At 71.6% G+C, this 13,255-nt stretch carries 11 protein-coding genes and 3 pseudogenes; 10 read left to right on the top strand and 4 right to left on the bottom strand.

Going from position 1 to position 13,255, the window contains the following annotated elements; translation table 11 throughout:
* Both ASF41_RS26115 and ASF41_RS26120 read left to right on the top strand, forming a co-directional pair.
* Positions 1 to 484: methyl-accepting chemotaxis protein (locus tag ASF41_RS26115; RefSeq protein ID WP_244479660.1), on the top strand; the 484-nt coding region annotated here is incomplete at both ends.
* A gap of 1 nt (position 485) precedes the next feature.
* Positions 486 to 774: pseudogene (locus tag ASF41_RS26120) on the top strand (methyl-accepting chemotaxis protein); the annotation flags it as partial.
* Between the two features lie 63 nt (positions 775 to 837).
* Here ASF41_RS26120 and ASF41_RS13320 read toward each other — a convergent pair.
* Both ASF41_RS13320 and ASF41_RS13325 read right to left on the bottom strand, forming a co-directional pair.
* Positions 838 to 1,116 (bottom strand): hypothetical protein, encoded by a 279-nt coding sequence (locus ASF41_RS13320; RefSeq protein ID WP_056493901.1) that lies wholly within the window; start codon positions 1,114 to 1,116, stop codon positions 838 to 840.
* A 194-nt stretch (positions 1,117 to 1,310) separates the two neighbouring features.
* Positions 1,311 to 2,330, bottom strand: a complete 1,020-nt coding sequence (locus ASF41_RS13325) for a gamma carbonic anhydrase family protein (protein WP_056493905.1) — start codon at positions 2,328 to 2,330, stop codon at positions 1,311 to 1,313.
* A 240-nt stretch (positions 2,331 to 2,570) separates the two neighbouring features.
* On the opposite strand from ASF41_RS13325, the gene ASF41_RS13330 reads away from it, so the two are divergent.
* The gene (locus ASF41_RS13330) at positions 2,571 to 3,047 is read left to right on the top strand and encodes a molybdenum cofactor biosynthesis protein MoaE (RefSeq protein ID WP_056211581.1); all 477 of its coding nucleotides are present in this window, start codon (positions 2,571 to 2,573) and stop codon (positions 3,045 to 3,047) included.
* Between the two features lie 163 nt (positions 3,048 to 3,210).
* Positions 3,211 to 4,467 carry an AI-2E family transporter gene (locus ASF41_RS13335; protein WP_056493908.1) on the top strand — a complete coding sequence of 419 codons (1,257 nt, stop codon included), beginning with the start codon at positions 3,211 to 3,213 and terminating at the stop codon, positions 4,465 to 4,467.
* Positions 4,468 to 4,533: 66 nt separating this feature from the next.
* Here ASF41_RS13335 and ASF41_RS13340 read toward each other — a convergent pair whose 3' ends face one another.
* Complete coding sequence (locus ASF41_RS13340) at positions 4,534 to 5,475, bottom strand: site-specific tyrosine recombinase XerD (RefSeq protein WP_056494199.1); 942 nt, start codon at positions 5,473 to 5,475, stop codon at positions 4,534 to 4,536.
* A gap of 83 nt (positions 5,476 to 5,558) precedes the next feature.
* Complete coding sequence (locus ASF41_RS13345) at positions 5,559 to 5,711, bottom strand: hypothetical protein (protein ID WP_055946764.1); 153 nt, start codon at positions 5,709 to 5,711, stop codon at positions 5,559 to 5,561.
* A gap of 235 nt (positions 5,712 to 5,946) precedes the next feature.
* On the opposite strand from ASF41_RS13345, the gene ASF41_RS13350 reads away from it, so the two are divergent.
* The 6 genes and pseudogenes from ASF41_RS13350 to ASF41_RS13370 all read left to right on the top strand — a co-directional run bounded on the left by ASF41_RS13350 (position 5,947) and on the right by ASF41_RS13370 (position 13,242).
* The gene (locus ASF41_RS13350; RefSeq protein WP_056211803.1) at positions 5,947 to 6,591 is read left to right on the top strand and encodes a shikimate kinase; all 645 of its coding nucleotides are present in this window, start codon (positions 5,947 to 5,949) and stop codon (positions 6,589 to 6,591) included.
* Positions 6,588 to 7,706: a 3-dehydroquinate synthase gene (gene aroB, locus ASF41_RS13355; protein WP_056493911.1), complete on the top strand. Its 1,119-nt coding sequence runs from the start codon at positions 6,588 to 6,590 to the stop codon at positions 7,704 to 7,706. Before ASF41_RS13350 ends, aroB begins: the two co-directional genes overlap by 4 nt.
* A 212-nt stretch (positions 7,707 to 7,918) precedes the next feature.
* Positions 7,919 to 8,554, top strand: a pseudogene (locus ASF41_RS26625) (PAS domain-containing protein); the annotation flags it as partial.
* A 69-nt stretch (positions 8,555 to 8,623) separates the two neighbouring features.
* Positions 8,624 to 10,554: pseudogene (locus ASF41_RS26125) on the top strand (PAS domain S-box protein); the annotation flags it as partial.
* 64 nt (positions 10,555 to 10,618) lie between these two features.
* Positions 10,619 to 11,914 (top strand): HlyC/CorC family transporter, encoded by a 1,296-nt coding sequence (locus ASF41_RS13365; protein WP_056276201.1) that lies wholly within the window; start codon positions 10,619 to 10,621, stop codon positions 11,912 to 11,914.
* A 152-nt stretch (positions 11,915 to 12,066) separates the two neighbouring features.
* Positions 12,067 to 13,242 (top strand): diguanylate cyclase, encoded by a 1,176-nt coding sequence (locus ASF41_RS13370; RefSeq protein WP_056493914.1) that lies wholly within the window; start codon positions 12,067 to 12,069, stop codon positions 13,240 to 13,242.
* Positions 13,243 to 13,255 lie beyond the last annotated feature (13 nt).

Genomic DNA, 13,255 nt, shown 5'->3' on the forward strand with positions numbered 1-13,255 from the left:
CTGCCAACGTCAACACCGTGGCGGCCGCGGCCGAGGAACTCGGCTCCTCGGTGCAGGAGATCGGCCGCCAGGTCGGCAGCTCGGCCGCCATGGCCCAGACCGCCGTGGCSGAGGCCGCTCAGACCGCCACCTTCGTGCAGACCCTGAACACGGCCGTGGCGCGCATCGGCGACGTGGTCACGATGATCACCTCGATCGCCGGGCAGACCAACCTGCTGGCGCTGAACGCCACCATCGAGGCGGCGCGGGCCGGCGAGGCGGGCCGRGGCTTCGCGGTGGTGGCCGCCGAGGTCAARGAGCWGGCCAACCAGACGGCGCGGGCCACGCAGGAGATCGGCGAGCACATCAGCCAGATCCAGGGCTCGACGGGCCAGGCGGTGGCGGCCATCGACGGGATCGCGGCGCGCATCCGCGAGATCAGCGGTGTCGCCACCTCGATCTCGGCGGCGGTGGAGGAGCAGGGGGCGGCCACCCAGGAGATCGTNCATCGACGGGATCGCGGCGCGCATCCGCGAGATCAGCGGTGTCGCCACCTCGATCTCGGCGGCGGTGGAGGAGCAGGGGGCGGCCACCCAGGAGATCGTACGAAACGTGGCGCAGGCGGCGATGGGCACGGGGGCGGTGACGGCCAACATCGCGGGCGTGGCGGGCGCGGCCGAAGAGACCGGCGCGGCCGCCGCCCAGGTGCTGGGCGCCKCCTCCGAGCTCTCGCGCCAGTCCGAGCACCTCAGCGCCGAGGTCCAGCGCTTCCTGGCCACCGTGCGCGCCGCCTGAGCGGTGCCCACGATCGCCAGGACACGAAAAGGGGCACGTCCCGGGCCCTTCCTGATTTCAGAGTCAGCGGCTGCCGGCGCCGGACTTCATGCCGGTGCTGCCCGACGCGGTGCCGGCCCCGGTTTCATGGGACCCCATGCCCGAGTGGCTGGTCGAGCCCGTGGTCGCGCCCTTCTCCTGGCCGGGCGCGTAACCCGAGGCACCGGGGGAGCCGTACTGAGACCCGTTCTGCTGCATCTCCTGTCCCGGTGCGTTGTTCGCGGATCCCGGACCACTGCCGGCAGCGAAAGCGATCGTGGTCAGGGCGAACGTACTGGCGAGGGCGAGCGAGACGGCTTTCATGAAGAACTCCTTGCACCACTGCAACTAGGGCCGAACAACGTCGGCTCGGTGCAAGGCGTTCCCAAAAATTTCGATGCGTCCCTGTACCCATTTTCCATGTGATGCAGGGATGAGACCGGTCGCCGATCTTGTCGCGGCGGCCTGAGCAGCGCGGTAATACCTGCCACCGTGCCGATCTTCTGGGCCTGGAGGGGCTATGGCAGCGCCGCTTCCGCCTGCCGATAGGCCACGCCGTGGGCCACATAGCCCTCGATCACCCGGGCCATCATGGCGCGCTTCTCGGCATCGAGGGGCCCGAGGATGCGGGCCGGGCGCCCGCCCCAGAGATGGCCGCCCTCCAGGAGCTGGCCCGGGTCGGTGGTGGCGCCGGCGGCCAGCAGCACGTCGTCGGCGATCACGGTGCCGGGGGCGACGACGCAGCCGATGCCGATGAGGCCGCGCGCGCCGATGCGGCAGTCGGACAGGCGGACATTGTGCCCGACCGTGGTGTCGCGTCCCAGGACGACGCCCTCACCCCGGGTCCGGATGACCGTATTGTCCTGGATGTTGGTGTTGGCTCCGACTACGATGGGACCGACCTCGGCGTGGAGGTCGCAGGAGAACAGCACCGTGGAGCCGGCCCCGAGGGCGATCCGGCCGCGCAGGCGCGCGGTGCGGGCGACGTAGACGCTGGGATCGTGTTCCGGCTCATCGGCGGCCGGCGGGGCCGGCAGGTCGCCGGAGGCCTCGCGCAGGCGCTCCGCCTGCTCGGCGATCTCCGGCAGGCTGATCGCCCGCACCGGCTTGGCGGGGCTGCCCGCATAGGCGAAGCCGGCGGCGAGGTGCGCCCGCGGGAAGACGGTGGCCCCCGCCTCGATCAGCACGCCACTCTCCACGCTCGCCCCGTCGAGCACGATGGCGTCGTCCTCGATCACCACGTCCGAGCCGACGGTGCAGGCATGCACCACGGCATTGCGGCCCACCGTCACCCGGTCGCCGATCAGGGTCGGATAGGTGTTGGTGGCGATGTGGACGGTGGAGCGGTGGCCGAGCCAGAAGCGCTCGCCGATGACGATCCGGTCGCCGTCGGCGCGGATCACGCTGTGGTCGCCGAGCCAGGCCTGGGCGCCGAGGGTGGCGTCGCCGATCACCGTGCTCGCGCGGCCGCACCAGACCGGACGGGCCGAGAACACCGGCAGGACGCCGTCATGGGGCAGGATCAGCTCTGGGGTCACAGCGAAAATGTCCTTCGCATCCCGGTGGTGTCGCCGGGCGTTCGGGGGCATAGAGCGCCCGTGCCCGTGAGGGCAGGTTCGCCGGGCCTCGTCAAGGGTGTACCGCCCGAACGCGGTCCGCCCAAGCCCCGGTTCCCGACCCCTGGTTTCGACCGCCTGTTTCCACCTCCCTCCTTCACTCTCCTTGTACCCGCCCGCTCTGTTCCCACCCGCCGTTCCGAGGCCAGCCCGGGGAAGCCCATGTCCGATGTCAGCATCCAGAGCGCACCCTTCGACGCGAGCGCCGAGATCGCCCGGCTCACCCGCGATCTCGGCGGCAGCGCCGGAGCCATCGTCACCTTCACGGGCCTGTGCCGCGACGAGGGCGGTCGCCTCACGGGACTCGAGCTCGAGCACTATCCCGGGATGGCCGAGGCGGAGATCGGCCGGGTGGTCGAGACCGCCCGCGCGCGCTGGCCGCTCCAGGGCGTGTGCGTGATCCATCGCCACGGCCTCGTCGCCCCGGGGGAGGGCATCGTCCTCGTGGTCACCGCGTCCAGCCACCGGATCGCCGCCTTCGAGGCCGCGAGTTTCCTGATGGATTACCTCAAGACGCGGGCCCCGTTCTGGAAGCGCGAGCACCTCGCCGACGGCACCACGGGCGGCTGGGTCGAGGCGACGGAGGCCGACGACCACGCCGCCGCGCGCTGGGATCAGGAAGCCGGCGCCCCGCGCTAGCGGTGCGCGGATGCCGGCCGGTCACGGCACCAAGCGGCGGAACCCAAGCTGAACTGGCGACATCCTCCCGCAGGATGGGCCGGGCGCAGCGCGGCCGGGCCTGCCCGGAGACCCCTCCGAAATCCGCGTGCCAGACCCGGCATGCCAGGAGCTCACACCGTTCATGGCCATTCCCTTCCTCAGCGAGGAGCCCGCCGGCCCGCGCCCGCGCCGCTGGTCCCTCGCCGTCTCCGGCATCGCCGTCGTGGCCTTCATCGCCGTCCTGGCGCTCGCCTGGATGGCGGCCTCGACGCTGCTCCTCGTCTTCGCCGGCATCCTGCTCGGCGTCTTCCTCGACGGCCTGACGCGGCTTCTCGGCAAGGTCCTGCCGGGAAGCCGGGGCCTGCGCCTCAGCCTCGTCAGCCTCGTGCTCGCCGGCCTGACCCTCGCCCTCATCGCCTTCGGGGGCGCCACGATCGTGCAGCAGGGGCGGGACCTCGGCCAGACCGTGGCGTCCCAGGCCGGCACCGTGCGCGACCGGCTGAAGGATTACGGCATCGACGTGCCCGAGATCGCCCCGGGCAAGGGCGGCGAAAACAAGAGCGGTGAAAACAAGGGCGGCGAGAGCAAGGACAGCGAGAGCAAGGCCGTCGCCCCCGGCGGCGGTGATGCGAAATCCGGCGGCGGAGGGGATTCGGGCCCTCAGCGCAACGACGATTCCGTGGCCTCCGGCCAGAAGTCGGGCGGCCTCGCGGGCCTCGCCTCGGGGGCGATGAAGAGCCCCGGCTCACTGCTATCGGATGCCGGCAGCGTGCTCGGGCCGGCGGCCACCGTGGTGATCGGCCTGTTCAGCGCGCTGGGCAACGCCCTCGTCATCATCTTCCTCGGCCTCTCGGTGGCGGCGGATCCGGGCGCCTACCGGGACGGGCTAGTGCGCTTCGTGCCGCCGGCGCACCGGGACCGCGCCACCGCCCTCCTCGACGGCATGGGCGAGACCTTGCGCCACTGGCTGTTCGGCCAGCTCATCACCATGGCGGTGATCTTCGTCTGCACCTGGGCGGGCCTCGCCTTCCTGGGCATCGGCGGCGCCCTCATCCTCGGCCTCCAGGCCGGGCTGCTCGCCTTCATCCCGACCATCGGACCGCTGATCGCCGGCGTCGTGATCCTGCTGGCCTCCCTGGCCTCGGGAACCACCGCGCTCCTCGGGGCCCTCGGCGTCTACCTGGCGGTGCAGACCCTGGAGAGCTACGGGCTGACGCCCTTCATCCAGAAGCAGGCCCTCGACATCCCCCCGGCCACGATCTTCGCCGGGCAGCTCGTGCTCGGCGTGATCTTCGGCCTGTGGGGCATCGCCCTGGCTCTGCCGCTGATGGCGGTGGCCAAGGTGCTGCTGGCGCAGCTCTATATCGAGGACACCCTGCATGAGGAGGCGGAGGGCTGAGGCGCCCTTCCGGGTCGTCAGCCAGGCCTGGGGTGTCCGGCGACGGCCCCGTGCCGCCGCCGGGTCTCACGCGTCCATCAGCGGATGCAGGTCGCGGACCATGCTCTTCAGGCGCTCGTCGAGGACGTGGGTGTAGATCTGCGTCGTCGAGATGTCGGCGTGGCCGAGAAGCTCCTGGACGATGCGCAGGTCCGCGCCGTTCTGCAGGAGGTGGCTCGCGAAGGCGTGGCGCAGCACGTGCGGGCTGACCCGGTCCGCCCGGAGGCCGGCCGCCGTCGCCACCGTCTTCAGATCGCGGGCGAACGACTGCCGGGTCAGGTGCCCGCTCTCGCTGTCGGCGGGGAACAGCCAGGGGCCATCGGCGCGCAGGTGGGCGAGGTGGTCGCGCATGGCGCTCCGGGCGATCTCCGTGAGGGGCACCAGCCGCTCGCGTCCGCCCTTGCCCTTGACCACCAGGTAGCGCTCCTTCGTGGAGGCCGCCGCCCGGGGCAGGGCGACGAGTTCCGAGACGCGCAGGCCCGTCGCGTAGAGGAGCTCGATCAGGCAAAGCAGGCGCGTGCCCCGCGCACGCGCCGCCGCCCCATCACCGGCCGCGCCATCTTCTGTCGTCCCTTGGCCGGTCGCCCCTTGGCGCGCCACCGCCAGCAGCCGGTCGACCTCCGCCACCGAGAGCACCTTGGGCAGGGCCCGGACCCGGCGCGGGCCGCCGATCGGGGCGCTGGGATCGTCCTCGGCCAAGCCCTCGGCGTAGAGGAAGCGGTGGAAGCCCCGGATGCAGGACAGGCGTCGGGCCGCCGAGGCGGCCGAGAGGCCGCGCGTCTCGAGGTCGGCGAGGTAGGCCCGCACGGGAGCCGCCTCCATCGCGACGGGGTCGTGCCCGCCCCGCGCCAGGGCGGAGAGGTAGTCGGCGAGGTCGCGCCGGTAGGCCGCGAGGGTGTTGGCGGCCGCGCCCCGCTCGGCGGCGAGCATATCGAGGTAATCGCGGATCAGGACGTCGCCCGCGGACATTTCGCCCGCGGGGATCTCGCCCGCAGGCATCTCGGCCGCAGGAATCTTGGCGGCCCGGTTCGGAGGAGGGGTTGGTGCCCGCGTCACCGGTTCGGCGGCTGGAGCTTCGAGGCGGGGATGGTCACGCTCATCTCGCGCGGCGTCGGCACCACGAAGGTCGCCAGCGCGAACATCCCCGCGAAGGCGAGCCCGGCCAGGATGGCGAGGGTGGCGAGGAAACGGAACAGGGTCGGCACTCGGACGAACCTCGATCGTGCGGCGCTGGGAACGTGAGCGCGCCTCGGGGGCCAGACGGCTTCAGGTGCCGGATGTGGCTGACGACAAGCTTGGGGTTGCATCACGGGCCGACGCCGAAGGCAATGACTTCGCGGCCACAGGCGGCGCGGCATTCCGGTGCGCGCGCCGTCCCGGGTGCTTCGCCCCCACCGTAAAACGCGCTAAGACCCGCCCAACGATGTGTAGATGTCCCTGATGACCGAAGTCCCTCCTCAGGGCGGCGTCCCGCCCCCGGGTGAACCGCCGGCCGCCGCCGCCGGCGAGCCGATCGAACTGCGCCTGCGCCGGGCCCTCGGTCACCGGTCGATCGTGCTCGTCGGCCTCATGGGCGCCGGCAAGAGCACCGTCGGCCGGCGCCTGGCCACGCGCCTCGGCCTGATGTTCAAGGACGCCGACAACGAGATCGAGACGGCGGCCAAACTGACGATCCCGGACATCTTCGCGATCTACGGCGAGCCGAGCTTTCGCGATGGCGAGGAGCGGGTCATCGCCCGCCTGATGCGCGAGGGGCCCCTGGTGCTCGCCACCGGCGGCGGCGCCTTCATGCGCGAAACCACCCGCGCCCGCATCGCCGAGGGCGGCGTCTCGATCTGGCTCAAGGCCGAGCTCGACGTGCTGATGCGCCGGGTGCGCAAGCGCGGCGGGCGCCCGCTGCTCCAGACCGAGGACCCGGAGGAGACCCTGCGCCAGCTCATGGCCCAGCGCCATCCGGTCTACGCCACGGCCGACGTGGAGGTGATCTCCCGCGACGTCGCCCACGACCGGGTCGTGCAGGACGTCATGGAAGCACTCGACGCCTACCTGAACCGCCCCTCGCAGACCGGGATCGCAGCCCAGTGACCGACCGCCTCACCGTGGCCGTTCCCCTCGACCAGGGGCGCGCCTACGACATCCTGATCGGACGCGGCCTCCTCGACGAGGCCGGCCGGCACGTGGCCGCCCTCGGGGCGAAGGCGGCGGTGATCGTCTCCGACACCAACGTGGCCGCCCTCTACGGCGCGCGCCTGCAGGACGGCCTCGCGGCGGCGGGCCTGCGCTCGGGCCTCGTGACCGTCGCCCCGGGCGAGGCCTCGAAATCCTATGCCACCTATGCGGCGGTCTGCGACGGGCTCCTCGCCCACAAGGTCGAGCGCAACGACCTCGTGGTGGCCCTCGGCGGCGGCGTCGTCGGCGACCTCGCGGGCTTCGCGGCCGCCACCCTGCGCCGCGGCGTGCGCTTCGTGCAGGCGCCCACGAGCCTCCTTGCCCAGGTCGATTCCTCGGTCGGTGGCAAGACCGGGATCAACTCGCCCCACGGCAAGAACCTCATCGGCGCCTTCCACCAGCCCCGCCTGGTGCTCGCCGACACCGCCACCCTCGACACCCTGTCGGAGCGGGAGATGCGGGCGGGCTACGCCGAGGTGGCCAAGTACGGCCTCATCAACGACGCCGCCTTCTTCGACTGGTGCGAGGCGCACTGGGCCGGCATCTTCGCGGGCGGGCCGGAGCGCGACGAGGCGGTGGCGATCTGCTGCCGCTCCAAGGCCGGCGTGGTGGTGCGCGACGAGCGCGAGGACGGCGAGCGGGCCCTGCTCAACCTCGGCCACACCTTCGCGCACGCCCTGGAGCGCCTGACCGGCTACGAGTCCGCCCGCCTCGTCCACGGCGAGGCGGTGGCGATCGGGCTGGCGCTGGCCTTCCGCTTCTCCGCCCGCCTCGGCCTGTGCCCGGGCCAGGACGCGGGCCGCGTCGCCAACCACCTCGGGCTCGCCGGCCTGCCGACCCGGCTCCAGGCGGTGCCCGGCGGCTGCGGCGACGCCGACGCCCTCGTGGCGGCGATGGCGCAGGACAAGAAGGTCCGCGACGGCGCGCTGACCTTCATCCTGGCGCGCGGCATCGGCCAGAGCTTCATTGCGCCCGGCATCGACGGCGCCGAGGTCCGCGCCTTCCTGGATGCCGAACTGAGCGCCGCCTGAGCGATCCCAGGACCGAGGACCTGCATCGCCGTATCGCCGCGCTGGAGGCCGAGCTCGCCCGCCTGCGCGGCGATACGGCGGCACAGCGCGAGGCGGAGCTGCGCCTCATCACCGACGCGCTGCCGGTGCTCGTGGCCTATCTCGACCGCGACTAAACCCACCGGTTCAACAACCGCGCCTACAAGACCTGGTTCGGGCGCGGCGTCGACACCCTGGTCGGTCGCCCCGCCCGCGAGGTGCTCGGCCCCGAGATCTTCGCGCAGCACCGCTCCGACATGGACCGGGCGCTGGCCGGCGAGACCATCGCCCGCGACGGCGTCCTGCCGGACGGCCACGCTCGCCTCCGAGCCTGCGCCATCCAGTACATCCCGCGCCGGACCGAGGCCGGCGCGGTGGAGGGCTTCTTCGTCCTCGCCATCGACGTCGAGGAGCGCCGCGCCGCCGAGGCCCGGCGGATCGCGGTGGCCGAACTCGGAGACCGCCTGCGCGACCTCGACGACACCGCCGCCATCGCGTACGGGGCCGCGGAAATCCTCGGAACCACCCTCGGCGTCAGCCGGGCCGGCTACGGCACCATCGACGCCGTGGCGGAGACCATCCTGATCGAGCGCGACTGGAACGCCCCCGGCATCCGGAGCCTTGCCGGGACCCTGCACTTTCGCGATTACGGCTCCTACATCGAGGATCTGAAGCGCGGCGAGACCGTGATCTGCAGCGATGCCGACGCCGACTCGCGCACCGCCTCCGGCGCCGAGGCCTTGAAGGCGATCAACGCGCACTCTTTCGTCAACATGCCGCTGACTGAGCACGGCGGCTTCGTCGCGCTTCTCTATCTGAACCATGCCACCGCCCGGTCCTGGTCGCCCGAAGAGCTTGCCTTCATGCGCAACGTCGCCGAGCGCGTGCGGGCGGCCACCGAGCGCAGCCGCGCGACCTCCGCGCGACGGGCGAGCGACGCGCAGTTCCACGCCTTCGCACAGGCGGTCCCGATCCACGTCTGGGCGGTCTCCGCCACCGGTGCCCTTGATTGGTTCAACGCCGCCTGCGCCGCCTATTGCGGCCCCGCCCTCGACGGGGTCCGCGGCGCGGCCTGGGCCGCCCTCGTCCACCCCGCGGACCGCGCGGCGGTGGAGGCCTGGGAGGCCTGCCTCGAAGACGGCCGGCCCTACGCCGACGAGTTCCGCATCCGCCGCGACGACGACGCCTATCGCTGGTTCCTGGTGCGGGCCGAGCCGATCCGGGCGGCCGACGGCACCATCCTGCGCTGGGTCGGCACCAGCACCGACATCGACGACCAGAAGGTCACGAGCGCCGAACTGGCGCGCCTGAACAGCAGCCTGGAGCGCCAGGTCGAGAGCCGCACCCGCGAGCGCGACCGCATCTGGGAGACCACCACCGACCTGATGGGGACCGCCGGGCTCGACGGCTACCTGAAGACCATCAACCCGGCCTGGGGCCGCACCCTCGGCTGGGACGAGGACGCCCTGCTCGGCCGGCCCTTCGCGGCGTTGATCGATCCGGCCGACCATGCCGAGACGGCCGAGGTGGTCCGCCGTCTCGCGCGGGGCGAGACCGTGACCGGCTTCGTCGACCGCGTCTTCACGAAGGCGGGTGACCGGCGCACGGTGATGTGGACGGCGGCTCCCGACGGAGAGACCTTCACCGTCATCGGACGGGACATCACCGACCAGCGCCGGACCGAGAAGGCCCTGCGCCAGGCGCAGAAGATGGAAGCGGTGGGCCAGCTCACCGGCGGACTGGCCCACGACTTCAACAACCTGCTCACGGGGATCTCCGGCAGCCTCGAACTGCTTCAGGTCCGCATGGCGCAGGGACGGATCACACAGACCTCGATCGCTACATCAACGCGGCGCAGGGCGCGGCCAAGCGTGCCGCCGCCCTGACGCACCGCCTCCTCGCCTTCTCGCGCCGGCAGACCCTCGACCCCAGGCCCACCAGCGTGAACGGCCTCATCGCCGGCATGGAGGAGCTGGTGCGCCGCACGGTCGGGCCGGCGGTGACCATCGAGGTGGTCGGCGCAGCCGGTCTCTGGACCGCCCTGGTCGATCCGAACCAGCTCGAGAACGCCCTCCTCAACCTCTGCATCAACGCCCGCGATGCCATGCCGGAGGGCGGCCGCATCACCATCGAGACGGCCAACAAGTGGCTCGATCTCCGCGCGGCCCGCGAGCGGGACCTGGAGCCGGGGCAATTCCTCTCCCTGTGCGTCACCGATACCGGCACCGGCATGACGCCGGAGGTGATCGCCCGCGCCTTCGATCCGTTCTTCACGACGAAGCCCCTGGGCGAGGGGACCGGCCTCGGCCTGTCGATGCTCTACGGCTTCGCCCGTCAGTCGGGCGGCCAGGTGCGGATCTCTTCGGAGGTCGGCCAGGGCACGACGGTATGCCTCTACCTGCCCCGCCACTACGGGGAGGCCGACCTCGGCAACGCACCCCGGGCCGAGCAGGGCCAGACCGTTCTCATCGTCGACGACGAGCCCACCGTGCGGATGCTCGCGACCGAGGTGCTGGAGGATCTCGGCTACACCGCCATCGAGGCGGCGGACGGGGCGGCGGGCCTCAAGGTGCTCGAATCGGACGTGTGGCTCGACCTCCTGGTGACGGATGTCGGCCTGCCCGGCGGCATGAACGGCCGCCAGATGGCCGATGCAGGCCGGGTCGTACGCCCTGGCCTGAAGGTGCTGTTCATCACCGGCTACGCCGAGAACGCCGTGCTGGGCAACGGATACCTCGCGCCCGGCATGCAGGTGCTGACCAAGCCCTTCGTGATGGAGTCGCTCGCCGGACGCATCAAGGAACTCATCGCCGGGACCGACGGGGCGTGAACGGCCCGGCCCGCGCCGTGGTAAGTACCGGCTCGACCTGACGACATCCTCCGGCAGCGCACGCATGGAACCCCATACCGATCTCTGGCTGGCCGCGAGCATCGTGGTCATCTCGCTCCTGCTCTCGGCCTTCTTCGCCGGCGCCGAGACCGCCTTCACGGCGGCCTCCCGGGCCCGCATGCTGGCCCTGGAGAATGCCGGCGATGCGCGCGCGCGCCTCGTCAACGCCATCATGGCGAGCCGCGAGCGCTTCATCGGCGCCATGCTCATCGGCTACAACATCGTGGCGATCGGCGCCTCGGCCTTCACCACCGGCGTGCTCACCACCCTCTTCGGCAAGAGCGGCATCCTCTACGCCACCGGGGTGATGTCGGTCCTGGTCATCATCTTCGCCGAGGTGCTGCCCAAGACCCTCGCGATCAACAAGCCGGACAGCGCCGCCCTGGTCATGGCCCGGCCGGTGGCCTTCGCGGTGGCCCTGCTCGGGCCGGCGGCGCTCGCCATCGAGGCCCTGGTGCGCGGCATGCTCCGTCCCTTCGGCGTCCGGATCGGCGAGCGCCAGACCATCCTGTCGGCCACCGACGAGATCCGCGGCCAGGTCGCCCTGCTCCATCGCGAGGGTGGCGTGGCCAAGGCCGAGCGCGACATGCTCGGCGGTCTCCTCGACCTGTCGGACCTCACCGTCTCGGAGGTGATGGTCCACCGCACCAAGATGCGCACCATCGATGTCGACCTGCCCTCGGAGGAGATCGTGCGCGCAGTGCTGGCCTCGCCCTACACGCGCATGCCCCTCTGGCGCGGCACGACGGAGAACATCGTGGGCGTGCTGCACGCCAAGGATCTCCTCCGGGCGCTGGACGCCGCTGGCGGCGACGCCGCCGGTCTCAAGGTCGAGGCCCTGGCGTTGGAGACCTGGTTCGTGCCGGACACCACCTCCCTGCGCAACCAGCTCAAGGCCTTCCTCGCCAAGAAGACCCACTTCGCCCTGGTGGTCGACGAGTACGGCGAGGTGATGGGCCTCGTGACCCTGGAAGATATCCTCGAAGAGATCGTGGGCGACATCGCCGACGAGCACGACGTCACCGTCTCCGGGGTGCGGGCCCAGGGCGACGGCTCGGTGCATGCCGACGGCAGCGTGCCGATCCGCGACCTCAACCGGGCCATGGACTGGGACCTGCCCGACGACGAGGCCACCACCATCGCGGGGCTCGTCATCCACGAGGCCCGGGCGATTCCCGACACCGGGACAGCTTTCAACTTCCACGGCTTCCGCTTCCAGGTCCTGCGCAAGGCCCGCAACCGGATCACCGCCCTCCGGATCACGCCGCTCGGTCCCGGTCTGCGCAAGGTGGAGCCGTGACGACCCGCCATCCGCGGAGGTCGTCGACGGGCCTCGGACGTCCAGATCTGGGTAACCATGATCGTATAGAATAGCTTCGGACGCTGGTCCGCCGTCCCGAAGGGGCGAGCGGCTTCTGGATCATTGAACGAGCGAGGGGGCGGAACCGATCGATGCTGCTCGATGCCTCGACCCTTCTGCTCGTGACCGTGATCCTGACCTTTCTGGTCGGCAGCCTGTTTCTGCTGTCCTGGAGCCAGGCCCGCCACGTCCACGCCCTGGCGATCTGGGGCATCGCCCACATCACCGGAGCGATGGCCTCGGCCCTGCTGTCCCTGCGCGGGATGATTCCGGACTGGGTCTCGATCGGGGTCGCCAACGGCGTGATGATCGGGGCCTACGGCCTGATCTGGACCGGGACCCGCGCGTTCGAGGGACGGCGCGCCCGCTTCGCACCGATCGCAGTGGCGATCGCGCTCTGGGGGACGAGTTGCCTGGTCCCGGCGTTCTTCGCCTCGGTTCCCGCCCGGGTGATGCTGGCCTCGAGCCTCGCGGGAGGTTTCTGCCTGCTGGCCGCTCGCGAGATCTGGCGGGCCCGGGCCGAACCTCTGGTGTCGCGCTATCCCGGCGTTGCCCTGCTGCTGATCTACACCTTCGCCTACTGGATCCGCGTGCCCCTCGCACTCGTCGCGCCGCCGCAGACCAAACCGAATCCGCTGCAGACGCCCTGGCTGACCATCCTGTGCCTCGCCGGCATGCTCTTCACCCTGGCGATCGCCTTCGTGTTCATGTCGCTGACGAAGGAGCGCGCGGAGCGCCTGCAGCGCCTCGCTGCCGACACCGACGCGCTCACCGGCATCCTCAGCCGGCGCGCCTTCGTGGCCCGGGCCGAGGCTGCGCTGGGGGAGGGCGGTACCATCACCCTGCTCCTGTTCGACCTCGACCACTTCAAGCGCATCAACGACCGGCACGGCCACGCGGTGGGCGATGGCGTCCTCGTCGGATTTTGCCACGCCGTGTCGGCGCTGCTGCCGGGCTCCGCGATCTTCGGTCGGATGGGCGGCGAGGAATTCGCCTGCCTCCTGCGCGGACTCACCCCGGAGGAGGCCTTGACCAAGGCCGAGTTCCTGCGTCGCGCCGTGGCCCGGATCGCCGTGCCGGAATTGCCGCACCTTGCGATCGGCGTCAGCATCGGTCTGGCGGTGCCGGAGGAGGGCTCCGCCGCCGTGGCGTCGGGACGCCGGCTCGATGCCCTACTCAGCCGGGCGGATGCAGCGCTCTACCAAGCCAAGCACAACGGGCGCGGGCGGACCGAGCCCGCACCGCACCCGCTGCTCCGAGTCGCCTGAGGCAGGGCAAGTC

This window comes from Methylobacterium sp. Leaf111 (assembly GCF_001423285.1).
Taxonomy (GTDB): Bacteria; Pseudomonadota; Alphaproteobacteria; order Rhizobiales; family Beijerinckiaceae; genus Methylobacterium.

Coding starts and splice junctions, on each gene's coding strand:
- ASF41_RS13335 (WP_056493908.1), top strand. CDS start 3,211: ATGGCCATTCCCTTCCTCAGCGAGGAGCCCGCCGGCCCGCGCCCGCGC.
- ASF41_RS13340 (WP_056494199.1), bottom strand. CDS start 5,475: ATGTCCGCGGGCGACGTCCTGATCCGCGATTACCTCGATATGCTCGCC.
- ASF41_RS13330 (WP_056211581.1), top strand. CDS start 2,571: ATGTCCGATGTCAGCATCCAGAGCGCACCCTTCGACGCGAGCGCCGAG.
- ASF41_RS13350 (WP_056211803.1), top strand. CDS start 5,947: ATGACCGAAGTCCCTCCTCAGGGCGGCGTCCCGCCCCCGGGTGAACCG.
- ASF41_RS13370 (WP_056493914.1), top strand. CDS start 12,067: ATGCTGCTCGATGCCTCGACCCTTCTGCTCGTGACCGTGATCCTGACC.
- ASF41_RS13320 (WP_056493901.1), bottom strand. CDS start 1,116: ATGAAAGCCGTCTCGCTCGCCCTCGCCAGTACGTTCGCCCTGACCACG.
- ASF41_RS13365 (WP_056276201.1), top strand. CDS start 10,619: ATGGAACCCCATACCGATCTCTGGCTGGCCGCGAGCATCGTGGTCATC.